Origin of the sequence: Pseudomonas fluorescens, from assembly GCF_001307275.1 — a bacterium.
Lineage (GTDB): Bacteria > Pseudomonadota > Gammaproteobacteria > Pseudomonadales > Pseudomonadaceae > Aquipseudomonas > Aquipseudomonas fluorescens_AA.
The window spans coordinates 1,852,154-1,876,642 of record NZ_CP012831.1; the positions used below are offsets into that span (position 1 = coordinate 1,852,154).

Genomic DNA, 24,489 nt, shown 5'->3' on the forward strand with positions numbered 1-24,489 from the left:
GACGGCTTATTCTGCGACCGGCGCTGTCGCCAGCAGCGCCTTCAGGGTTGCACTGCCAGTCGCCCCCAGGTCCCTTAACCGCGCCACGAACGTCGACACCTGGCGAGATTGCGCGGCGTTGAAGCCCAGGCATATTTCACCGCGCAAGGCCGGATCGGCGGAACACACATCACGCAAGATCAGGCAGCGTTCACTGTCCGGATCGACAATGACCAGGTGCGCCTGGACGATCTCGAACACGAGTTTTCCAGGCTCATCGAATGCCCAGATCAACGTGCTCGCCGTGACGGGTGTTTCATCCAAGGCATGGCGACAGTCGACAATGACCGACTCCAGCTTCAGCCATACCGGTTTCGTCAAATGGCAAGTCACCGCGCCCTGGCCCATACGCAGGACCAACCGGTTGACCTCATCGGGAATCAGCGGCAACAGATCGCGACCGACCTTCTCCCCTTCGACCACCAGCACCTGGGCGTTGCGCTGGACGTAATCGAACGGCCCGATACTGCGCTTGTCCGGATAGATCAGCACCCGCCCATCCTGGTGCGCGTGCAGCAGCACGTTCAGCGGTGCTTGAGTGCCCAGCAGGGTGAAGTCCCTGGGCAGGTTCTTGCCAGTGACCCGCAACAGCCGGGCACTTTGCACGTCATACCATTGCAGGCTTCCAGGCTCGGACTCCACCGAGACGAATTCGGCATGTTGCGCCGCGTCCAGCAATCGCTGCAGGGCTGCGACCAGGTGCTCGTCCTGGGCCCTCACCCAGGCGTGGTTGACCCCGGTGATGGTCGCCGCCTCCTGATGACGCAGCGCCAGCGACACACCTTCCACGCTGGTCCCGCGCAATCCGCTGCCTTCGGGCGTGACGTCGGCGAACCGCCAGCCCGTCCACTCGCGTCGATAAGCCGGCAGGCTGGCGCCCGGCAACAGTTGCGAGCCGGCGCCGAATGCTTGATCGAGCTGCTGCGGGTCGAAGAATGCCTGGCTCACGACTTCACCGCTCGACCTGTCGAACAGCCAGGCCGACTGATTGTCCGGCGTCACGCCGAGCAAGCGCACTTCTTTGTCGAGTCCCGGATCGCACAACAACAATCGGTGCGTCACGTACCAGGCACACAGGTTGCCGTCACCAGCGGCATTGCGCAGGCCGGCAATGGCGAAATCCTTGTCCGGGTAGCGCTTGGCCAATGGCTCCAGCGCCTGCCACCAGCGGGTACGGCCCTTGAGCCAGTGCTCACTCACACCGGCAAACTGCAGCGCGCCTTGCGCGGTCAGGTTGAAAAACAGCCCATTGTCATCGAGCGCCACGTAGCCCCTTTCGACAGCCAGGACCTGCTTGAGTCCGTCGGGCTGCACCCAGCGGTGCGTCCATTGCGCCTTGCCGTCCTTCACACTGCGTTGCAGCCGGCAGAGCGTTTGGTTGGGGGTGACTCGCTGGTAGATGAAGAACACATCGCTGTCATCGGCCATCGGCAAGAGCATCAGGCCGTCCAGGTGCTTGATCGAATCGTCCCAGCCACGGGCGTGATGCTTGGCCGGTTGTGCAAGGATCAGCTGTCGATCACTGCCGCGTACCCACGCCATGTCTCGGACGTCGGGGGCAATCGCCCAGCAGATCGAAACATACGGCGCCGGCTGCCAATCGACGGTGACAAGCCCATTGCTCGAAGGCCCGGAGGCCAGCCGCAGGAAGTTGCCGAGCAAGGACGACCATTCGGCCAGGGTATCGTTGGCCAACAGCAGCGCTTGCAGCTGCGGCACCGTGTCGTAGGTGACGGAACTCAACAGCAGTTGCCCGTCATGAATCAGGTAGCGGTACTGCCGGACGGTTTTCTTATCAACGACGTATTCCTGCACCACATGAATCACGCCCTGGGCATCCGCCGCAACGCTGCGAATGGTGCTTTGACCGTCCTGGATAAGTAGCAGGTAACAGCGCTTGAGCAGGCCCGTGGCGCAATCCGTTTGCCAGATCTGCAATTGCTCGGGGTCATGGAAATACGCGGAGCCCTCCAGGACCACCGACAACTGCGGCTCGCCGAGCACTTCCAGGTCGTCGCGGATGTAGAGGAAACGGTCTTCGTGGGCGTCATACCAGGCGGTGGTGTAGCGCGGTTGCCGGGGATCCTCGAACGGGATCAGGAAACGCTGGACCGGCGTATACGGCAGTGCCAATCGGTGCTCCCGCGCCAGGCCCTTGTAGTGGTCAAGCAGCGCCTGCTCGTCGAGCCCCTCGGGCGCCGTCTGCTCGACCAGGTCCAGTTGCTGTTTACCCTGGGTGACGCTGAACAACTGATCGGCCGTGCGGATCAGCACTTCCTGGCGACCGACCCGGGTCACATGGACGGTGCCGATGTACAGGTCGCCGGAAGGCTCGACCCGGATGTCACTGTCCTTGGCCCAGTTCGCCTGCAATACCCAGCGGCAATACGTCTGGTTCGGTGCGACCAGCCTGATGTCGGCCCCGGGGTTGAGCATCACCGTACAGCGCCCGCCCGCGCCCCGGAGCCAATAGGCCAACTTTCCTTGCCAGGCATCCGGCAGGACGGGAACCACCAGTGTCCGCTCCAGCGCATCCAGGTTCACCCGGATAACCGTTTCGCCATACACCGGGTTCAGGCGATTGAGGATGTAGTCGGAAGGAAACGAATAGAACGAGAACAGAAACAGCCAGGTGCCGTCCGCTTGCTTTTTTTCCAGGCGCCGGGCCGTGTCGAAGCCGCGGTCATGACGCCAACGAGCGAAGGGCAGCGCCTTGTATTCATAACCGTACGTGGTGTGTGGCGTGCAGGGCAGCACGATGGGTTGGCCGGCGGGCGGCGCGAACCCGACTTGCCCGGGTAGCCCCAGCTCCCGGCGAATGTCGATGGCTCGCGCGTTATCGGGATCGAAGCCCGGCACACCAAAATGATCACGCAGCGGATACAGCTTCGGGCTGTCGAGCAGCACCGTTCCCTCGTTCAGATCGATGCTTTTGACCAGCAGCGAAGGCCGTGCCACCCACGCGGCCAGCGTGTGATCGTAGTGGTAGCCGTCGCCCCGGTAGGCCTGCTCCAGGTCGTCGAAAAACTGACCGACTTGCCGCGCCTCGCGGGCGATGGTGGCAAACCCCTGGGCCAGGGCGGCGACGCCGACGGCCAATCCACCGAGAATCACCCCCGCACCGCCAAGTACCGCCGCCGCGGTCGATGCCCCGGCCAAACCCGCCCCGACACCGCCCGCCGTCAAGGCCAGGCTGGCAGAGTCGAAGGTCAGTTGGGTGCCGAATTGCGCGGTCTCGACGCCGGTTTGCGCGGTCTTCAACTGATAGATATCGAAGCCGACATTGGCCAGCCCCAGCACCGCGCCGACGCCCTCGTTGGCCGCATGCCCCAGCGCCTGGCCGACAATCGGCGCGCACGTGCGGGCGATGAGCCGTTCCTCCGACAGCGCGGTGCGAGCCAACTGCACCAGGCCCGCCACGTCCACGACATTGCCGTGCACCAGTTGCGCGTAGTTGACGTACGCGTGCAGGCGCACGGCGGTGGTCAACGTTCGGTCATCCCCTTCCCGACCGCGCAAGGCATTCATCAAGGCCTGGATGGTGAAACCGGCGTTGAGGGTATGGACACTGGCGGCCTCGGTCGGGTCCAGGACGTTCCCTGTCTGCGCGGGTCTGCGCGCCAGGGTCGAAAACTGTTCCGACAACCAGTTCTTGATCCGCAACAGGCGCTGATCGTCGCTGAGCACCTGAACCGGCTGTTGCGGTTGTGCGGGATCGATCAGGCTCACCCGGTACTTGCCTTCGGGGGTGATTTCCAGCGTTTCGAACAAGGGCACCAGCGGCGTGGCCGAGTCATGCAAATCCTGCAAACCGACCGTTGCCTGGGCGATCTGCTGGCCCCACCAATGACTGTCCAGTTCCAGCAAACTGCTGCCCAGGTGCGAGTTGTCCACCAGGGATCTGCCGTGAGCATTGTTCAGGCGCTGGCGAATCGCAAGCGCCGGTTTTCCAGGCAACGGATCGGCCTTGAGCAGGTGCTCCACAGTGAAGCCGTCAGCCAGTTCCAGGGCGGCGATTTTTTTGCTGTGCAGGTCGATCAGATCGAATTCCGGTCGCGCGTCAGGACCATAAGCGGCGTAATAGCGGGCCATGCCCTCTGTTCGGAAAAACGTCTCCAGTGCCTGTTGCAGCGCTTCCGGCTGGTCGAACTTGCACAGGCCGAAGTTGGGGTCGAAAAAATGGTAGACGGCGCGTTCTCCACTGACGGTCTTGGCCACCAGCATCGAATGGTTGTCAGAATTGAGCATCAGCGTACGGGGGCCGATGTGCTTCTCGAGCCGGGCCCTGACCTGATCCAGGTTCGCCTGTCCCAGACGCGTCCCGACCTCCGTCATCGGTACGTCCCGCAGCGCTTCCAGGGTTTGCACAAAGGCCTGGGAATCGGCTTGCCCGGGTTCGAGCACCGCCAGGAAGAAACGCTCGCGCAAGTGCCCGGAGGACGCATCGCCCTGGGCAAGCGCTGCACTCATCACCAACGCCAAGGGATAGCAGCGCCCGCCAATCGCCTCGCCATCGCCGTTGAGCAGCAAATCCTGAGGGACCATTTGCACACCGTTGCGGCCGAATCCGTCCAGCACCTGCGCGGAGCGTTCGACGACCTGGAGACGGTGCTCCAGGGTCGCCACCTTCTGGATCCGCGCGACATGGCGGCCCCACTGGAACAGCGTCCGCGCCTGTTTCAAGGCGGTTTTCTTCAGCTCCAGCGCGCTGTCGGACGGCAGCGGCGCATCCGCCGGATCGCTCACCAGGCCGTTCATGAACCCTGCCGCCCTGCGCTTGAACAGTTGCCGCTCGATGACCGCGTAACGGCCGGCCACCGCCTGTTCGGCGACGCTGTTGGCCAGGTTCTCAAGTTCACTGGTGGCGGCGTTGAAGCGCGGGTTATCCAAGCTGTCCAAACCGAGCAACACGCCCAGTGACAGCCTTTGCACCGGGCTGACCTCAATGACCCGCCGGGCACCGCTGGCGATCTCGCCCAGCACGTCGTCGATCCCCAGGCTTTGCATCTTTGCATCGCTCAGGAACACCGGAACCAGCGTATCGGGCGCCTGGCGCCGGATACGCTGGCGATCATCGAAACTCAGCGGCAGCGGCTTCTCGAAACGGATTTCACCGTCATGCCCCTGGCTCATCGCCTCGATGAACGGCTCGCCAAGCCCCTCGACCAAGCGCTCCAGGACATCGGTCAGCAGCACGACTCGGCCTTCGATCAGCGGCCAGCCCTGTTGGAATTCAACGGTCGAATGCTTGAGCAACTGGGCGATGTCACCGCTGTAGCGCGTGCGGTACTCGCCTTTACGCCAGCGTGCCTGCTCGTTGGCCAGCCATTTTTCCGGTTGGTTGCCATGCTCTTTCCAGGAGTGATCCTGCTCCTCTTCGGTGGCGCCGTTAACCGTCAGGTGGGGAGCAATGCCCGCCTCCTCGCGCAAGGTCTTGGCAGCTGCCGCACTCAAGTGCGCGTTCGCGTAGTCGGCCATGCCGTCGCGCATGGCGCCAGGGCCCGTCAGATGGACGGTGCCTTCACTCTCGAAGCGGATGCCGTCGCCAAAGTGGGTGGCTACGCCCGATATCCGCGCGATCGCCCTGAGCACCTCGCCCATCGGCAGGCGGCTCAGCGATCCATGTCTTTTTTCGAAGACTTCCTCCACCAGCACCAACATACCGGCGACGTCACTCAATGCAACGCCGCGCTGGGCGGCCAGTTGAACCGATGCTTCAATCAACTCGTAGTTGGAGCGCAGGCGGTCGATCACGCTCTTGAGAATCTCGGCACCCGGATGAGCCATCAGAAAAGCATTGGTTAACGACAGCTCCATGCTCAAGGCCCGCAGCGCGAAAGGTCGGGCCAGCCGCTCCGCCGGCAGTTCGAAGACCTCGCTCAAGCTTGGCCCGCTCCGCGCGAACGCTTCCAGTGCCGACAGATGCTCGGCAGGAATATGCATACGATAACGGGAGGAGGCCTGGCGACCCGGCAGCCATTCGGGGTTCTCGTTCAGCAGCAATTGCAGGGTGCCCAGACGGGCATCATGATCAAAACCGCTGATGTCGACGCCGCCCAGGGTGGCCGATAACGGCGGAAGGTGGTCGATATCGGCATACCTGCCGCCTTCGGCGAACAGGACTTCCGCGCGCACCACATCCGAGGCCGCCGCCATATTGCCGAGCAAGCGCATCTCCCGGTCATAGACCTCCTGCAACTGCAGCGAAACCGCACCAGCGGCAAGATCGCGCAACTTGAAGCCGTCCATGTCCAGGACACTGCGCCGGTTGCGTTCCAACTGTTGGCGCAGCACCTGCGCATCCTGACCGTAGGCACGGGTCAGTAAATCGATCCGGGCCTCATCGGCTGATCCGCCATTCACCACAGCGGCATTGATATGGGCCTGCATCTGTTGTTTCAGAACAAGGGCATGTTCGTTGTACAGGGCCCCCAACTCGACTTCGGTAATACGCTCATCTACGCCGTGTAAAAAAACATTGGCCTTGGCCGCCTCGACAATAAACCTATTGGTTTGCCAGGCCAGTAGTGCATCGCTGTCATACCAGAGATTCAGGGTATAACCCTGCCGGGCCAACACCTGCCGCCATACATTGAGATAATCGCGCTGAATGTCGCCAAGGCCGCCGCCGAGCCAGACGAAGTGCAACATCCTGGGCACTTCCGTGGGCAACTTTTTCATCTGCTCGGCACTGAACTGGAGGCGCGCTTCGTGCTGTTCTACTTTGTCGTATATCTGCGGCAGGTCAATCCCGGCGCCGGCAGGGCTGGAGATATGCGTATCCTGGCTGCGCTTGACCCTGCGCTTGCCCAGCAGCTTGGCGAGCGTCTGTTTCAAGAGCCCCAAGGGCTCGAGCAACCGATGGGAATCCGGCATGCCGATACAGGCAAAGTAATAACGGATGACCGCGTCGTAGTGCTCATTGTTCTTGTGAGGCAACAGTGCCCGTTCGAGATCGGCCAGTTTGAAAAGGCTGATGAAGGCGAGCGCACTGTCGCCCGTCTTGATGTTCGCTTCCTGCATAAAAAAGACACTCCTTGGCCTGTCTGGTTAAAAAACAGGCCTATGACAACGCCGCCGCCAGCACGTGTTCTGGCGACCTATTTATTCAATTTAATATCTTGCAACTTGGCGACACCTGAAACGTCTGCCAAACACTGACAAGCGCACACCGACAACTTATCAGGCAGGCAAACTAACGCTTAGAAACCAACAACTCAAACGGGAAGGCTTTCAATGCATTTCAACGAAGGGTCAAGACTGTAACTTGCGCTTTTATTTATATGAGAAACAAATACAGCGAAAGAATCGAATCCACGGTCCTGAAGGCGATGTTTCTCTTCTGTGGCGAGGGAGCAAGCTCCCTCGCCACAGTTTCAAGTGCCATCCATGAATGAACGGTGTCGCGGTTCAGGCAGGTTTGGCCCCATACCAGCGAGGCGTGTACACCCAGTTTCCGCCGGACGCCCGCGGGAACACGCAGGTGGTGGAGGAACCGATCAGGACCATGGTGCGCATGTCCACCTGCTCGGCCGTGAGCTGCCCCAACGTGGTGACACGCAGGGTCTGGCCCGGACGGCCGATGTCACGCCCCAACACCACCGGCGTCTCCGGCGTGCGGTGCCTGGCGACGATCTCCAGCGCACGCCCCAATTGCCACGGTCGCGCACGGGAAATCGGATTGTAGAAGGCCAGCGCCAGATCGGCTTCGGCAGCCAGGTCCAGACGCTTTTCGATGATCGACCAGGGCTTGAGATTGTCCGACAGCGACATCACGCAGAAGTCATGCCCCAACGGCGCACCGGCCTGGGCGGCGGTCGCGAGGGAGGCGGACACCCCGGGCAGGATCTCCAGGTCCACCTGATGCCAGGCTGGGTCGCTGGATTCGTGCAACGCTTCGAGCACCGCCGCCGCCATGGCGAAGACACCCGGGTCACCGGACGACACCACGATCACCGAACGACCCAGGGCAGCCAGTTCAAAGGCGTGACGAGCGCGCTGCATTTCTTCGCGGTTGTCGGTGCAGTGCAGCACTTGATCGTCGCGAAACGGGCCGGCCATGCGCACATAGGTTTCGTAACCGAGCACATCGGTGGCCCGCGCCAGTTCGGCTTTCACCGCCGGCACCATCAACTCGGCCGCGCCCGGCCCCAGGCCGATCACCGCCAGGCGGCCGCGCGGACGACCGATTCGGCCCACATCCAAGGGCTGCGCGGCGACGGCGATGACCAAGTTGTCCGTTGCCGAAACGAGGGTCTCCGCCGGCATCGAGTTGCGGGCCAAGGTGGCGGCATCGCCTGTCGCCGCCACAAAGCGCAGCGCCACCCCGAGTTCCAGCGCGGCTTCACGCAAGGCCGTGCTGGCCATCAGCGTATCCGCCGCCACCAGGCACGCCAGGCTCGCAATCGCCACGTTGGCTTGCTGCAAAGCTGCACGAACGGCGCTTGGCAGATCAGCCACCTCGGCGCTCACCACCACCGCGACACTGCGCGGATAAATCAACAGCTCATGGGCACTGGCCTCACGCTCGGCATGGCTAACGTGGATCGTGCGCCGGGCTTGCGGGTCTTGGGGCAACTGCGCCTGATCCAGCCACGGTGCTGCACCTTCGATGCGCACCGGTTCGCCGGCCAACAGATCGGAGACGAAGCGCTTGCCTTGCTCCAGGTCGCCGAGGCTGTAGCCGCTGGGTGGATTGAGCAGGCACGTGCCGAAACGCAATTCACCGCTGGTGGTGATCGCCGGCGCGACCTGCAGCATTGCCGCGATGTCCCGGGCCATGCCATTCACCCCGCCCAGGCCGCCCAGCAGCGGCACCACGGCGCTGCCATCCTCGGCCACTGCCAGCACCGGCGGTTCGGCGCCTTTTTCCAGCAACAGCGGCGCCAGGGTACGGATGACAATGCCCGCCGCGCACAGGGCGATGACCGGCGTGTCCTGTTGATAAAGTTCGCGCAACGTCGCGCCGAACTCGAGGTATTGCCGATCACCCTCGACCCGCCCGGCCAGGCCGTAAATCAGGGCGTCCGGGTAACACTGCTGGATCCGTCGGGCTGTTGCCAGGCTGCCGGGGCCGAGGATGACGATGGCCGGGGTCTTGGCGGCCATCAACCCTGCCACCGTTCGCCCGGCACGATGATCAGCGAGAAGTACGGCGAAGACATCGGCTCGACTTCATCCAACGGCACGATTTTCTGGTTGGCCATGGTCGCTCGCTCGACGTACAGCGCCCGCCCGTCCATGCCCAGTTCCTGGAGCACCTGGCGAACCTTGGGGAAATTGCGTCCCAGCTTCATGATCACCGCCGCATCGGCATCGGCCAGGCGACGTTTGAGATCGTCGTGGGGCAAGACACCGGAGAGCACCGACAGGCTCTGGTTGCGATAGACCAGCGGCGCGCCGAGCACCGAGGCGCCGCCCAGCATCGAGCAGACGCCGGGAATGACTTGGGCCTCGTAACGCTCGGCCAGGCGATCGTGCAGGTACATGTAGGAGCCGTAGAAGAACGGGTCGCCCTCACAGATCACCGCCACGTCGCGACCGGCATCCAGGTGCACGGCCAACTGCTCGGCGGCGGTGTCGTAGAAGTCGGCGATCACCTGTTCATAGGAGAGCGGCGCAGGCAGCACCTCGGTGGTGACCGGGTAGACCAATGGCAGCAACGTCTGCGCGTCCTGCAAATGGGCCTCGATGATGCCGAAGGCGTTGCCCTTCTTGCCCTTGGCGACGAAATACGCCACCACGGGCGATTCGCGCAGCAGGCGCAGGGCCTTGACCGTAATCAGTTCCGGGTCACCGGGGCCCACGCCGAGGCCGATCAGACGTCCAGGCTGCTGCATCATTCAATCTCCGTGGCGAGGGCGTTGACGGCGGCGGCGGCCATGGCGCTGCCGCCCAGCCGGCCTTGCATGATCACGAATGGCACGCCACGGCTGTTGGCCGCCAGCATCGCCTTGGACTCGGCGGCGCCGACGAAGCCCACCGGAAAACCGAGGATCAATGCTGGTTTCGGCGCGCCGGCATCGAGCATTTCCAGCAGGTAGAACAGCGCGGTCGGTGCGTTGCCGATGACCACGACACTGCCTTCCAGGTGCGGGCGCCACAACTCCAGCGCTGCCGCCGAACGGGTGTTGCCCAGTTCCTGGGCCAATGCCGGTACGCGCTCGTCGCGCAAGGTGCAGATCACCGGATTGTTGGCTGGCAGGCGAGCCCGGGTCACGCCTTCGGAGACCATCCGCGCATCGCACAGGATCGGCGCACCGGCGGCCAGCGCCTGGCGCCCGGCCGTGCCCGCGCCCTCGGAAAACTGCAGGCCATCGATGGCCTCGACCATGCCGCAGGCGTGGATCACCCGCACGGCGAGTTTCTCCAGGTCGGCCGGAATGCGCGCCAGGTTGGCTTCGGCGCGGATGATCGCGAAGGAGTTGCGATAGATCTCCTGACCGTCGCGGATGTAATCAAGCATCAAGGGGGCTCCGGGGGCGAGCGTCGAGCCAGTGGCCGAGCGCTTCAATAGTCAGATTGTGTGCCTGCAACGCGCCGAAACCCGGCAACGTGGCATCGCGAAAATACAGGTCGTAACGACCGGGGGCGACCGCCAGCAAGGTGGCAGGCGCGACGTGGGCCGCCGCGCAGGAACGCGGGCAGCCGGACAGATGAACCTTCAGGGTTTGGCCCTGGCGTTGCAGTAGCTCGGCCAGTTGGCGGGCGTCGGCCTTGGTGTCGGCCAAGGCTTTGCCGCAGCCACTGGAGCCAGTGCAGGCGATGAGTTGCGCCAGGGGTTGCTCGCTCGAACCTAACAGCCCCAACCCCTCAAGCCGCGCCAGCACTTCGTCGGCATCCGCGCGGCGCACGTTGGGCAGCAGCAGGCTTTGCCAAGGGCTGAAACGCAGGCTCGCGTCGCCCTTCTCCCGCGCCAGTTGCGCGGCCCCCCGCAGCATGACCGCATCGAGCCGGCCCAGGGGCGCCGCCGCGCCGACGTAGACACGGTCGTCGTGCTGGGGATGGACGCCGAGGTGCAGTCCATCGATGGCCCCATCCCGCTGCCAATCCAGGCACGCTTGCACGGGCACGCGGCGGGCCAGCCGGGTCATGAATTCATCCACAGAGACGTCAGCCAGCAAGTGGCGCATGCGGATCTGGTCCGGGCGGGCCAAGTCGAGGAACAACTCCAGCACCGCCACCACCAAGGCATGCCCCTGGGCCAGGGGCACCCTGCCCGCCGGTTTATCCCGCGGGGTGCCGGCCAAGCCGAAGGCCAGCCAGGGCTCGCCGTTACGGACAAGGGCCGAAAGCCACAAGTCGTGGTGATGTTCGAGCATCGCCAACGCTTCTCCGCCGTCCAGTTGCACGGCGAACTTGGCCGACAGTTCATGGAAGCGTTCATGGGTTTGCAGGGTGACGAGGATCTGCTCGGCCAACGGACGGGTGTCGAACAGCATCTGCCGGTCGATCCCGGCCGCGGGGCTGAGCATCAGGTTGCGCACGTCATCACCCGCCGGCTTGCGCGGGCCAAGCCCGGCGGCCAGCAACGGCTCGATCAGCGCGTCATGCCCGGGGCCGATCCCGCGGATTTGCAGGTTGGCCCGGTTGGTCGCCTCGATCACCCCACCGGCGAACCGCTCGGCCACCGCCGCCACGGCCTCGGCCTGATCCGCCTGGATGGCACCGCCATCGAGCTTGATCCGGCAGATCCCCCCGTCCAGCGCCTGGACGACACGCAGCAACCCCGGGCAACCCGAGGGGCGGATGACGTTGGCGGATGGACGTTCGTTCAAGGGCAAACCGGCAGATAAGACACGCCATGACGGCGAAGGACCGCCATTATGCCTGCTTTGCCGGGGGGCATGAAAAGCTTGCTGGTCGGATTGGGGGTGGCGAGATGACAAATATATCCGTCACGGGGTCATTGTGAAGAACATGGGGGCGTAGGTTTTCTGGAGCTTTCCTGTAGGCTTTTTTACCTTTTAAAACAGCTACATACCTTGAAACCAACGCGCATTTGAACAATCCGGCAAACACCGCTTTATTCAAAGAGCAAGCATTCACCTCAACCTCATTCTCGATAAGGAAATCCGGAATGTCACACACACAGAGCTACACCTACACCCCGGCACAGGTCACCGCCGCGTACGATGAAATCATTGCCACGCTGTTGGACGGCGTCACCACCGAGACGATCCCCAAGATGTTGATTACCGCCGGATCGCAAGGCTCGGGCAAGACCTATCTGCTGGAAAAAAGTCTGCTGCCCTCCAAGCGCTACGACAACTACGTACGCCTGTATCTGCCCGAGTACCGGGAAAAACATCCGCAATACGCGCAGATGAGCAAGCACGGCGTGCTGCACGCCTATGAACATACGGAAGCATTTGTCCGGGAAGTCGGCTCGAAAATCTTCGAGAAGGCGTTCAATGACAAGTACAACATCATCATGGAATGTGCGTTCGACAGCTTGGATTTTGCCGCATTTCCACCGACGGCGACGGCCGCCGGGTATCAGTTCGAGACCCACATCATTGCCTGCAAAAAAGAGTTCGCGCATCTGTCGAGTATCAAGCGGGCACTCAAAAGCCTGGAAAACCAGGAAATGGAAAGGTTTGTCTCACTGGCAGCGCTGAATACGAGCTTGAGTAACGCCCAGGCAACCATCCTCGCTTTCGAGACGGCGGCCAAAGCGGTCAGCGGCTCGCAGATTTTCCTGTATGAGCGGGGGTTCGGTCAGTTGAAAGAACGGGTCCTGCGCGCTCAAAGCACCTATACCCTGGATGCGAATGGTACTTCGATCATCACTGGCCCCAAGGTGGTGTATGCCAGTGCTTTCGAGAACATCGTCAATAATCGCCTGCACCTTATTGGCGACCGTGAAGAAATGGTGAAGGCATGTCACCTGGCATTGCATAAAGTCCAGGCTAATGCTGAACATGTGCCGGACTCTGTCGTCAGCGATTTGTATGCGTATATTCTTAAGTATGTTTATCGGTAGGCGTGGTATCGACTGCATGTGGCGGCCTGAGAGCCGGGCTGGGTCTTTTGTACATATCCATTGCTGCGGTAACGGCTACTCAGGGTTCCGCTCTTACAGCGGGTCACTTTTGAAAGGGCGCCTAAAGTAACCAAAAGCGCCTTGCCCCACCACTGGGCACCTCGCTTAGGCTCGATGTGCCCAAGATCAAAATCAAAAGCGAGGCGACCTGACAGCCGGCCTGATGCTCCCGGCTGTACTCCTATCCAATTGTGGGAGCGGGCTTGCTCGCGAAGGCGCCCTGGCAGCCAACCTGTCTGTTCTGGCTTCACCCGATCCAACTGTGGGAGCGAGCCTGCTCGCGATGGCGGTCTGCCCTGCACAGCTGATCTGGATCGGACGCAGCCTTAACCAAACACTCACGGTATGATGACCGCCCGGTTCGCGGGCGTCAGCCTGCTTATCAAACAGATCGAGTCGAGGAACACAGATGACGCCCTGGTTGACCGTAGTGGGCATCGGCGAAGACGGCTTCAAGGGCCTGGGCCGCACCGCCCGACATGCTTTGCTGCGGGCGTCGCGCATTGTTGGCAGCGCTCGGCAGTTGGCGCTGTTGCCACCGTGTATTGGCGGCGAACGGGAGCTGTGGCCCAGTCCGTTTTCCCTGGAGCCGCTGCTGGCCCGTCGGGGCGAGGCGGTGTGCGTGTTGGCGAGCGGCGATCCAATGTTCTACGGCGTCGGCGCCAGTCTCGCTAAACAGATTCCGGGCGGCCAGATGCTGGTTATCCCGGCGCCATCGTCCTGTTCGCTGGCAGCAGCGCGCATGGGTTGGCCGTTGCAGGATGTGATGACCCTGTCGCTGGTGGCGCGCCCCTTGGCCGTACTCAATGCCCACTTATCCACCGGCGTCAGGCTGTTGCTGCTGAGCAATGACCGCCACGGCCCTGCCGCCGTGGCGACGTTGCTGCGCGAGCGGGGGTTCGGCCCAAGCGCCATGACCGTGCTGGAACATCTGGGAGGTGCGGCGGAACGACGGATCGACGGTAGCGCCGCGCAATGGTCCGATGGCACCGTCGCCGACCTGAACCTGATCGCCGTCGAATGCCGGGCCGAACCGTCGACGCCGCGCCTGTCACGCCTGGCCGGTTTGCCGGACAGCGCGTTCGAGCATGACGGCCAGTTGACCAAACGCGACGTGCGCGCCATCACCCTCGCCCGCCTCGCCCCGACCCCCGGCGAGTTGCTCTGGGATGTCGGCGCCGGTAGCGGCTCCATCGGCATCGAATGGATGCGCACACACCCCAGTTGCCGAGCCCTGGCTATCGAAGCCGACGCAGGCCGGCAAGGCTTGATCGAACGCAACCGCGACACCCTCGGCGTGCCCGGCCTGCAACTGATTCGCGGCAGTGCCCCACAGGCGCTGGACAACCTGGAGCGTCCGGACGCAGTGTTCATCGGTGGCGGCGTCACCCGCGAAGGCGTGCTCGACGCCTGCTGGGCCCAACTCAAGCCCGGCGGTCGACTGGTCGCCAACGCCGTGACCCTGCAAAGCGAAATGACCCTGATGCACTGGCGCGAACGTCATGGCGGTGAACTAACCCGCATCCACATCGCCCAGGCCCAGCCGTTGGGCGAATTCGACACCTGGCGCCAGGCCTTGCCGATTACCTTGCTGGACCTGACGAAACCTCTCGATGCGTGACGAAACCGCCGAACAACCCGCCCCCCTGCGCAGCGGCCTGACTACCGGCAGTTGCGCCACGGCCACCAGCCTGGCGGCGGCCCGTTTGCTGCTGCGCGGCACCGAAGCCGACGCCGTGGAAATCGTACTGCCCAAGGGCAAGCAGGTGCAGATGCGTCTGGAGTTCTGTCGCCTGACCGAACAAGGCGCCGAGGCCGGGACGATCAAGGACGCAGGCGATGACCCGGACGTGACCCACGGTGCCCTGCTGTTTTCCCAGGTGCGCCTGATCGCCGAACCCGGCGTGCGTTTCGTCGCCGGTCGCGGCGTAGGCACAGTGACACGACCGGGGTTGGTGCTGGGTGTCGGTGAGCCGGCGATCAACCCGGTGCCACGTAAAATGATCAACGATCACCTGGGCCGCCTGGCCGAGGAAAGCGGTTATGCCGGTGGTTTCGAAGTCACGGTCAATGTCGAGGACGGCGAAGCCCTGGCGCTGAAAACCATGAACCCGCGACTGGGCATCCTCGGCGGCCTGTCGATCCTCGGCACCAGCGGCATCGTCCGGCCATTCTCCTGCGCGGCCTACATCGCCTCGATCCACCAGGGCATCGACGTGGCGAAGACCAACGGTTACCTGCACATCGCCGCGTGCACCGGCAATGCCAGCGAAGACACCATGCGCCGGGTCTACGACCTGCCGGAAATCGCCCTGATCGAAATGGGCGACTTCGTCGGCGCCGTGCTCAAACATGTGCGCAAGGTGCCGGTGGAAAAACTCAGCCTCTGCGGCGGCTTCGGCAAGATCAGCAAACTCGCCGCCGGCCACATGGACCTGCACAGCCGTCACTCGAGCATCGACCTGCCGCAACTGGCCGAATGGGCGGCCGCCATCGGGGCCGATGAGGTTTTGCAGCAGGGCATCCGAGACGCCAACACCAGCCAACAGGCCCTGGCGATGGCCAGCGCCGCCGGCGTCGCCCTCGGCGATGCGGTGTGCGAGCACGCGCTGGCCTTCGCTCGCAGCGTGGTACCGGCCCAGGTCCAGGTCGAAGTCTTCGCCATCGACCGCCAGGGTGGGATCGTCGGTCACGCCGGAGGCTTCCAATGAAACGCATCCTGCTGCTCGGTGGCGTCACCGAAGCCCTGGCCATCGCCCGCACCCTGGGACCCAATCACATCTACAGCCTGGCTGGCATCGGTCGCGTCCCCACCGACCTGACCTGCCAGGTCCGCGTCGGCGGCTACGGCGGCGCCGAAGGCCTGGCGCAATTCATTCGTGACCAAGGCATCGACCTGCTGCTGGACGCCACCCACCCCTACGCCGCGCAAATCAGCCACAACGCCGCCCACGCCGCCCGCGCCTGCGGCATTCCCTGCTGGGCCCTGCGCCGTCCGGCCTGGCAGCCCCAGGCCGGGGATGACTGGCGCGAAGTGGCCGATTGGGCCGAACTGATCCAGGCCCTGCAACCCTTCCGCCGCCCGCTGTTCACCCTCGGCCGCGAACCGCTGCAACACCTGCACGAAATCCCACCGGAGCAATTCTGGACCCTGCGCGCCCTGGACGTTTACCCCGGCAATGAACGCTGCGAAGTCATCGGCGCCCGTGGGCCGTTTCACCTCGAAGACGAGCGCGAACTGTTCGAACGCCGGAAGATCGATGTGCTGATCAGCAAGAACAGCGGGAGCACGGCCACTGAGCCGAAGCTGGAGGTGGCGCGGGAGCGGGGGGTGCCGGTGTTGGTTTTGCGGCGGCCGGTGTTGGCGGGGGTGGATCGGGAGTTTGGAGAGATCAATGAAATGCTGGACGCTTTATTCGTACAAAACGGGTTCTGAATTCAGCGCATTCGCGCGACATTTCTGACAAGTTTTCAAGACGAAGCCGGCTGTTTCGTCCAAGACGTTCAATTCTATAGTTCCGCTCCTTAATACCCACCGCAGCACCTGGCAGTCATTCAGCATGAGCGACCCGTCTCATGCCGAGGAAAGTGCTGCTTGCCAATATGTATCCCAAGGAATACGATCCAAATGATCGAATTTGAACAGTCCCGAGTATTCTCAACCTGGCTTGACGGGTTGAAGGACATTGCTGGGAAAGCTCGCATCATTGCCAGGCTCCGATCGGCAGAGCATGGGAATTTTGGTGATTGCGAGCCGGTGGGTAACGCAGTGTATGAGATGCGTATTCACTCGGGTCCTGGCTACAGAGTGTACTTCTCCCGTCAAGGCTCCGTGCTTTATTTGCTGCTTGTGGGAGGTGACAAATCGACTCAGAAACGGGATATCGCACGCGCTGTTCAAATGGCGCAAACCATGGGTAATGAGGAGTGAATCATGACTGAAGAATTCACACGTTTCGATGCAGCCACCTACCTCAAGACGCCTGAGGAAATGGCCGCTTATCTGGATGCCTGTTTTGAAGAGGATGCGGGTGACGGCGTACTGGTTCGGGCAGCTCTTAACGATATTGCCAGGGCAAAGGGCATGACGCAGATTGCTCGTGATGCAGGCCTGGGACGAGAGAGTCTTTACAAAGCACTGGGAAGTACGGGCAATCCGGAGTTCACAACTATCATGAAAGTCATGAAAGCTTTGGGCTTGAGGTTACATGCGACGGCCATTTGACAGAGGTTCCCTTCCCTCCTGTATTGGAGTGATTGAATACCGATTGATCAAAAACACGCGACGAGGGAACTTGCTCCCTCGCCACAAAAGCACTCACTTGAAGATCTGTTGATACTGTTAACACCAGCCCTGCGACCCTATACCGCACACGCCTTTTTTACTTCTCAACCCCGATCAGGCTAAATACCGCCACCTGATCGCCCAACCGAGCGGATTGCCCCATGTCCCGACAACGGCTTGCATTTGCCTGGATCGCCTGCTTCGCAGTGCTGTTCAACATGCTTGCCATGCCGCTTTCCAACAGCGGTGGCGCGACTGCCAATTCGCCAGCCGAGCAACTGCTGTGGGGCAGTTTCTGCTCGTCCAGCGGCACGAAAATGGTCGCGATTTCCCTGGGCAAGCTCGAACAGGGCGCGCCACAGAAAGACAATCACTCGACGATGCAGCATTGCTGGTGCTGCGCCGGCACCGCGTCGCTGGTGGCACTCACCGGCCATGCCCCGCAACTGTACCTGGATGCCCGGCTCGATCATCGCGGCATCGTCCAATCGAAACTCGATAACCCCACGCCCCGCCAACAATGGCCAAGCCTCAATCCCCGCGCCTCGCCCCTGGTCTGATTCTTTCCGCATACACCTGCGCCCTGAATCGTTCCGGAGAATCGCCATGTTGAACAGACTTATCCTGCTGGCTGCCCTATTGCTTCCCATCGGCTTTGCCCAAGCTCACCAGTACAAGGCAGGCGATCTTGAAATCGCCCACCCGTGGTCTCAAGAGTTGCCGCCCAATGCGCCGACCGTGGCCGCGTATTTCGTCATCCACAACGGCGGCACCAGCGACGACAAGCTGCTCAGCGTCGACTCACCCATCGCCGGCAAGGCCGAGCTCCATGAGCATGTGATGCAAAACGACCTGATGAAAATGCAACCGGTATCCGACGTCGATATCGCCCCGGGTGCGACTGTCACCTTCGCGCCGATGGCGTATCACGTGATGCTGCTGGATTTGAAGGACCGCAGCCTGCTCAGCGACGGCAAGCGCTTCCCCATGACCCTGCATTTCGAAAAAGCCGGCGATGTCACGGTCGAGGTTGCGGTGCAGAAAAAAGCGCCCGACGGCACCAAGACACACATGCACGCCCAGTAGACGTAGCCGCCCGTGCACGCCCTTCGCGCCAGGCCATCCATGCCCCGCCGTCAGCCCATGAGCCAGACACGCGGCAGCTGGATCAGCCTGTTCGCCATGCTGATGATCTTTATCGGTCCGCTGATTTCCCAGTCGATGCCGATGGATCAGCGCATGCCTGCGAGCATGAACATGAGCATGTCGATGGACATGAGCATGGACATGCCGGCGGGAGTCCACGCCGAACATGAGGCCTCAACCGACGAACACTGCCCGCCCCAGCGCGAGCACCACGCACTGTGGGAAAAGTGTGGCTATTGCAGCCTGCTGTTCAACTGTCCGGCGCTGACTGGCGGCCAGGGCTTCGCCACCTTTGAAACACCACTGGCCAACACCTACACCGCCCCCTCCCCGCGCCTGGGCCATGCCCGCACCGCATTCTTCCCGGGTGCCCGCACCCGCGCACCGCCCCTCGACGCGTAAGCCGACACTCCACTCACCCGGTCGTACAAGACAGCCCCAGGCTGCCCGACCGTGTCGTCTACGTTTGTTCGATGGAATCATCATGTCCAGGTTTTCTGCTGGCATCGCGTTGGGCTCTGCCCAGGTTCGCTGCCCCCTGAACGAGCCACGGGTTCGTTTGCGCCAAACCATCGCCGCCCTGTGCGGCCTGCTGCTCACGCCTCTCGCGCTGGCCGACGAGCACGAGCATCACGACCATCAGGTCGACGAACTGAGCCCGACGGTCATCACCGCCATCGCCCCCAGCTCGCCGCTGACCGTCGTCACCAACCCCAAGGACCCGCGCCAACCGGTGCCGGCCAGTGATGGCGGCGACTACCTCAAGACCATTCCGGGCTTTGCCCTGGTGCGCAACGGCGGCACCAATGGCGACCCGGTGCTGCGTGGCATGTTCGGCTCACGGCTGAACATCCTCACCAACGGCAGCATGCTGTTGGGTGCTTGCCCAGGCCGGATGGACGCCCCGACCTCCTATATCTCGCCAGAAACCTACGACAAGCTCACCGTCATCAAAGGCCCGCAAACCGTGCTCTGGGGCCCCGGCGCCTCGGCCGGGACCGTGCTGTTCGAGCGAGAGCCGGAACAGTTCGGCGAGTTGGGCACCCGGGTCAACGCCAGTGTGCTGGCCGGCTCCAATGGCCGTTTCGACAAAGTGGTGGATGCCGCCGCCGGTGGCCCGCTGGGCTATGTACGGGTGATCGGCAACACCGCCCATTCGGACGACTACCGCGACGGCAATAACGACACCGTGCCGTCGCGCTATGACAAGTGGAATGGCGACGTCACCCTTGGCTGGACGCCGGACGCCGACACCTTGCTGGAATTGACGGCCGGCAAGGGCGACGGTGAAGCGCGCTACGCCGGACGCGGCATGGACGGCTCACAGTTCAAGCGCGAAAGCCTCGGGCTGCGTTTCGAGCGCTCGAACATCGGCCAGGTGCTGGACAAGGTCGAGGCCCAGGTCTACTACAACTACGCCGACCACGTGATGGACAACTACACGCTGCGCACGCCGTCCGGCACCGGGATGATGGCCGGGCCCATGGCTTCCAACGTCGACCGCCGCACCCTCGGCGCGCGCATCAAGGCCACCTGGCGCTGGGCCGATGTGCAATTGATCAGCGGCCTGGACGCCCAGACCAACGAGCATCGCCAACGCAGCAGCATGGGCGTCGACACCTACAAGGACCTGCCGTACACCAAGGACGCTGACTTCCACAACTACGGGGTGTTCGGCGAACTGACCTGGTACGCCGCCGACCGCGACCGGGTGATCACCGGTGCCCGGCTCGACCGCGCCGCGGCCAAGGATTACCGCCAGAGCATCGGTTCCGGCATGTCGGCCCGCCCCAACCCCACCGCCGACGACACTCGCGCCGACACGCTGCCCAGCGGTTTTGTCCGCTACGAGCACGACCTGGACGACAGCCCCACCACCCTCTACGCAGGCGTCGGTCACGCCCAGCGCTTCCCGGACTACTGGGAGTTGTTCTCGCCGAACGTCGGCCCCAGCGGTTCGTTGAATGCCTTCGACGCGATCAAGCCGGAGAAAACCACCCAGCTCGACTTCGGCCTGCAGTACAAGACCGAAACCCTCGAAGCCTGGGCGTCGGGTTATGTCGGCCAGGTGCGCGACTACATCCTCTTCGACTACACCCCCGGGATGATGGGCACCACCTCCCGGGCCGAGAACATCGATGCGCGGATCATGGGCGGTGAATTGGGTGCGGCCTACAAGCTGAGCGAGCGCTGGAAAGCCGACGCCACCCTGGCCTACGCCTGGGGCAAGAACAGCAGCGACGGCAGCGCCCTGGCGCAAATGCCGCCGCTGGACGCACGCCTGGGCCTGACCTACAGCGAAGACCGCTGGAGCGCCGGTGCCCTGTGGCGGGTGGTGGCGGCGCAACACCGTGTCGATGAAAACAAGGGCAACGTGGTGGGCAAGGACTACGGCAAAAGCTCGGGCTTCGGCGTGTTCTCGCTCAACGGTGCCTATCGCATCAATCAACACTGGAAGGTCAGCAGCGGCGTCGACAACCTGTTCGGCAAAGCCTACGCCGAACACTTGAACCTGGCCGGCAACGCCGGGTTCGGCTACCCGGCGAGCGACCCGCAGGCTATCAACGAACCGGGGCGCACGCTCTGGACCAAGGTGGACATGAGTTTCTAACCGGCACCGGAGATCTGTCAACAAGGACACAAACTGTGGGAGCGAGCTTGCTCGCGATGGCGAAGGCACATTCAACATCGATGCAAGCTGAACCATTGTTATCGCGAGCAAGCTCGCTCCCACAGGGTTCGATTCCACCTTGAATGACGGCACAACATAACAACCCAATTTGCCCTGCGGAGCGCTTTCTGATGAGCCAACCGAAACCGAATTTCTACAACCTGGCCTGGCGCTGGCATTTTTATGCCGGGCTGTTCGTGGCGCCGTTCATGGTGATGCTGGCCCTGACCGGCATCATCTACCTGTTCAAGCCACAACTCGATCCACTGATGTACGGCAGCCTGTTGAACGTGCCGGCCGGGCATCACACCCTGGCGGCGGACGACCTGCTCAATAAGGTCCGCCAGGCCTACCCCGAAGGCCAGGTCAAACAGTACCTGCCACCGGTCAATGCCGAGCGCAGCGCGCAGTTCGTGGTGATCGACCAGGGCCGGGAACTGAACGTGTTCATCGACCCGTACCACGGCGACGTCCTCGGCGAACAGGATGCGAAGAGCAACCTGCAAGCCATGGCCCGGGCGATTCACGGCGAGTTGCTGATCGGCACCGTCGGTGACCGGCTGGTGGAAATGGCCGCCGGCTGGGGCGTGGTGCTGGTGGTCTCCGGCCTGTACCTGTGGTGGCCGCGCGGGCAATCATCGGCCGGTGTGCTGTGGCCGCGCTGGAGCGCCCGCGGGCGGTTGTTCTGGCGTGACCTGCACGTCGTCGTCGGTTTCTGGGGCGCGGCATTCCTGCTGGTGATGCTGCTCAGCGGCATGACCTGGACCGGCTTCTGGGGCAAGCAATACGCAGACCTCTGGAACCGCTTCCCGGCGGCGATGTGGAATGACGTGCCCAAGTCCGACGTCGAGGCCGGCAGCCTCAACAACGCCCACCGCCAGACCGTGCCCTGGGCAGTAGAAAATACGCCGATGCCGATGTCCGGCGACCATGCCGAGCACATGGGCCACGGTGGCATGCACGAAGGCCCCGCCGCCCCGACCGTCAGCCTGCAAGCGGTGCAGGATATCACCACCGCGCGCCAGGTCACGCCCGGCTACAGCATCACGTTGCCCACCACGGCCAGCGGCGTGTTCACCGTCGCCGTGTTCGCCGATGACCCGCGCAACGACGCCACCCTGCACGTGGACCAGTACACCGGCAAGGTCCTGGCCGATGTGCGCTGGGAGCACTACAGCATCGTCGCCCGCGCCACCGAAACCGGGGTGATGCTGCACGAAGGCAAGATGTTCGGCCCGGTGAACCAGATCCTCGTGCTGCTGGTTTGCCTGATGATCCTGCTCAGCGCCGTGAGTGGCCTGGTGATCTGGTGGAAGCGCCGGCCCCAGGGCAAGTTCGGCGTGCCGCCCCTGCGCCACGACCTGCCGACCTGGAAGACCGGAGTGTTCATCATGCTGGCCCTGGCGCTGGTGTTCCCGTTGGTAGGGGCTTCGCTGGTGGTGGTGTGGCTGTTGGACCGGCTGGTTACCCGGTTCAATCGCCAGCCTGAGGCGGCTTCATCTTCAAGCTGAAGGCCATGCGTTAACGGAAGGCGGCGCGAAACCTCCACAATCGCACCCGCTTTCCAAACGATGAACACAGTCCGGAATGTGGGAGCGAGCTTGCTCGCGATAGCGGTAGATCAGTCAGATCGGAGATGACTGACCCATCGCTATCGCGAGCAAGCTCGCTCCCACAAGGGGACTCGCACCCTTGCGCACTAATGTGGCGCACCTCCTCGCACCAGCCCCCGCAATGCGTTCACTCATGGTGCGCTCGCTCCCTTGTGCCCCACGCCAACCCCGCGTTTCAAAGCCTTTCTCCGACCGGGCACACCCCTTGCAAAAGCGCTTTCAGCGTTTGCATCTGCCCTCAAAAAAACTCATAAGTCCATGGAGATCGCACAATGAAGCGTCGTAGCTTGATCAAGGCTTTTACACTCTCGGCAAGCATTGCCGCGATGGGCATGGCCTGGACCGTCCAGGCCGCCGAGACCATCAAGGTCGGTATCTTGCATTCGCTGTCCGGCACCATGGCGATCTCCGAGACGTCCCTCAAGGACATGGCGCTGATGACCATTGACGAGATCAACGCCAAGGGTGGTGTGAACGGCAAGAAGCTTGAAGCGGTGGTCGTGGACCCGGCGTCGAACTGGCCGCTGTTCGCCGAAAAGGGCCGGCAGTTGCTGACCCAGGACAAGGTCGCCGTGGTGTTCGGCTGCTGGACATCGGTGTCACGTAAATCCGTGTTGCCAGTGTTCGAAGAACTCAACGGCCTGCTGTTCTACCCGGTGCAGTATGAAGGCGAAGAGATGTCGCCGAACGTGTTCTACACCGGTGCCGCGCCGAACCAACAGGCGATTCCGGCGGTGGAGTACCTGATGAGCGAAGAAGGCGGCAGCGCCAAGCGCTACTTCCTGCTGGGCACCGACTACGTCTATCCGCGCACCACCAACAAGATCCTGCGTTCGTTCCTGCACTCCAAAGGGGTGGCGGACAAAGACATCGAAGAGGTCTACACCCCGTTCGGCCACAGCGATTACCAGACCATCGTGGCCAACATCAAGAAGTTCTCGGCCGGTGGCAAGACCGCGGTCATCTCCACGGTCAATGGCGACTCCAACGTGCCGTTCTATAAAGAACTGGCCAACCAGGGCCTGAAGGCCACCGACGTACCGGTCGTGGCGTTCTCGGTGGGCGAAGAGGAACTGCGCGGCATCGACACCAAGCCGCTGGTGGGCAACCTGGCGGCGTGGAACTACTTCGAATCCGTGGATAACCCGGCGAACAAGAAATTCGTCGATTCCTGGAAAGCCTACGCCAAGGCCAAGAACCTGCCAGGCGCCGACAAAGCGGTGACCAACGACCCGATGGAAGCCACCTACGTCGGCATCCACATGTGGGCGCAAGCGGTCGAGAAAGCCAAGTCCACCGACGTCGACAAAGTCCGCGAAGCCCTGGCCGGCCAGACCTTCGCCGCACCGTCGGGCTACACCCTGACCATGGACAAGACCAACCACCACCTGCACAAGCCGGTGATGATCGGCGAGATCCAGGCCGACGGTCAGTTCAACGTGGTCTGGCAGACCGAAGGCCCGATCCGCGCGCAACCGTGGAGCCCGTTCATCGCCGGCAACGACAAGAAGCCTGACTATGCGGTGAAGAGCAACTGAGCCCGTGGGTGTCGGCCCCAATCCCCGGGCCGACACACAACCCCTGTGGGAGCGAGCTTGCTCGCGATAGCGATGGATCAGCCAGAAGAACAGTGACTGACACACCGCTATCGCGAGCAAGCTCGCTCCCACAAAAAGCACTGCGCAAGGCC

General features: G+C 62.8%; 17 protein-coding genes. 12 read left to right on the top strand and 5 right to left on the bottom strand.

Annotation, left to right across the window (positions count from 1 at the left end):
* Positions 1 to 6: 6 nt before the first annotated feature.
* From AO356_RS08275 to cobG, 5 genes are all read right to left on the bottom strand, one after another.
* Entirely contained in the window at positions 7 to 7,062 is a 7,056-nt protein-coding gene (locus tag AO356_RS08275) for a TcdA/TcdB pore-forming domain-containing protein (RefSeq protein ID WP_060739359.1), read from the bottom strand.
* Positions 7,063 to 7,449: 387 nt separating this feature from the next.
* Complete coding sequence (gene cobJ / locus AO356_RS08280) at positions 7,450 to 9,147, bottom strand: precorrin-3B C(17)-methyltransferase (protein WP_060739360.1); 1,698 nt, start codon at positions 9,145 to 9,147, stop codon at positions 7,450 to 7,452.
* Positions 9,147 to 9,878, bottom strand: a complete 732-nt coding sequence (locus tag AO356_RS08285) for a precorrin-2 C(20)-methyltransferase (protein WP_060739361.1) — start codon at positions 9,876 to 9,878, stop codon at positions 9,147 to 9,149. The genes cobJ and AO356_RS08285 overlap by 1 nt, the downstream gene beginning before the upstream one ends.
* Positions 9,878 to 10,504 carry a precorrin-8X methylmutase gene (locus AO356_RS08290; protein WP_060739362.1) on the bottom strand — a complete coding sequence of 209 codons (627 nt, stop codon included), beginning with the start codon at positions 10,502 to 10,504 and terminating at the stop codon, positions 9,878 to 9,880. The genes AO356_RS08285 and AO356_RS08290 overlap by 1 nt, the downstream gene beginning before the upstream one ends.
* Positions 10,497 to 11,816: a precorrin-3B synthase gene (gene cobG / locus AO356_RS08295; RefSeq protein ID WP_060739363.1), complete on the bottom strand. Its 1,320-nt coding sequence runs from the start codon at positions 11,814 to 11,816 to the stop codon at positions 10,497 to 10,499. The genes AO356_RS08290 and cobG overlap by 8 nt, the downstream gene beginning before the upstream one ends.
* A gap of 302 nt (positions 11,817 to 12,118) precedes the next feature.
* Between cobG and AO356_RS08300 the strand changes: the two genes are divergently transcribed.
* From AO356_RS08300 to urtA, 12 genes are all read left to right on the top strand, one after another.
* A complete protein-coding gene (locus AO356_RS08300; protein WP_060739364.1) occupies positions 12,119 to 13,024 on the top strand; it encodes a zeta toxin family protein in 906 nt (301 codons plus the stop codon).
* Positions 13,025 to 13,493: 469 nt separating this feature from the next.
* Complete coding sequence (locus AO356_RS08305; protein ID WP_060739365.1) at positions 13,494 to 14,705, top strand: bifunctional cobalt-precorrin-7 (C(5))-methyltransferase/cobalt-precorrin-6B (C(15))-methyltransferase; 1,212 nt, start codon at positions 13,494 to 13,496, stop codon at positions 14,703 to 14,705.
* Positions 14,698 to 15,795 (top strand): cobalt-precorrin-5B (C(1))-methyltransferase, encoded by a 1,098-nt coding sequence (locus AO356_RS08310; protein ID WP_060739366.1) that lies wholly within the window; start codon positions 14,698 to 14,700, stop codon positions 15,793 to 15,795. The genes AO356_RS08305 and AO356_RS08310 overlap by 8 nt, the downstream gene beginning before the upstream one ends.
* A complete protein-coding gene (locus tag AO356_RS08315) occupies positions 15,792 to 16,520 on the top strand; it encodes a cobalt-precorrin-6A reductase (RefSeq protein WP_060739367.1) in 729 nt (242 codons plus the stop codon). The genes AO356_RS08310 and AO356_RS08315 overlap by 4 nt, the downstream gene beginning before the upstream one ends.
* A gap of 192 nt (positions 16,521 to 16,712) precedes the next feature.
* Entirely contained in the window at positions 16,713 to 17,015 is a 303-nt protein-coding gene (locus AO356_RS08320) for a type II toxin-antitoxin system RelE/ParE family toxin (protein ID WP_060739368.1), read from the top strand.
* 3 nt (positions 17,016 to 17,018) lie between these two features.
* Positions 17,019 to 17,309 (top strand): addiction module antidote protein, encoded by a 291-nt coding sequence (locus tag AO356_RS08325; RefSeq protein ID WP_024617344.1) that lies wholly within the window; start codon positions 17,019 to 17,021, stop codon positions 17,307 to 17,309.
* A gap of 221 nt (positions 17,310 to 17,530) precedes the next feature.
* Positions 17,531 to 17,929 (top strand): DUF2946 domain-containing protein, encoded by a 399-nt coding sequence (locus AO356_RS08330; protein WP_060739369.1) that lies wholly within the window; start codon positions 17,531 to 17,533, stop codon positions 17,927 to 17,929.
* Between the two features lie 46 nt (positions 17,930 to 17,975).
* Entirely contained in the window at positions 17,976 to 18,455 is a 480-nt protein-coding gene (locus tag AO356_RS08335) for a copper chaperone PCu(A)C (protein ID WP_060739370.1), read from the top strand.
* A gap of 57 nt (positions 18,456 to 18,512) precedes the next feature.
* Complete coding sequence (locus AO356_RS08340) at positions 18,513 to 18,917, top strand: DUF2946 domain-containing protein (RefSeq protein WP_060739371.1); 405 nt, start codon at positions 18,513 to 18,515, stop codon at positions 18,915 to 18,917.
* An 82-nt stretch (positions 18,918 to 18,999) separates the two neighbouring features.
* On the top strand, positions 19,000 to 21,126 hold the full coding sequence (locus tag AO356_RS08345; protein ID WP_060739372.1) for a TonB-dependent copper receptor: 2,127 nt from the start codon (positions 19,000 to 19,002) through the stop codon (positions 21,124 to 21,126).
* Positions 21,127 to 21,317: 191 nt separating this feature from the next.
* On the top strand, positions 21,318 to 22,697 hold the full coding sequence (locus tag AO356_RS08350) for a PepSY-associated TM helix domain-containing protein (RefSeq protein WP_060739373.1): 1,380 nt from the start codon (positions 21,318 to 21,320) through the stop codon (positions 22,695 to 22,697).
* A gap of 374 nt (positions 22,698 to 23,071) precedes the next feature.
* Positions 23,072 to 24,337, top strand: a complete 1,266-nt coding sequence (gene urtA / locus AO356_RS08355) for an urea ABC transporter substrate-binding protein (RefSeq protein ID WP_025211599.1) — start codon at positions 23,072 to 23,074, stop codon at positions 24,335 to 24,337.
* The last annotated feature ends 152 nt before the right edge of the window (positions 24,338 to 24,489 follow it).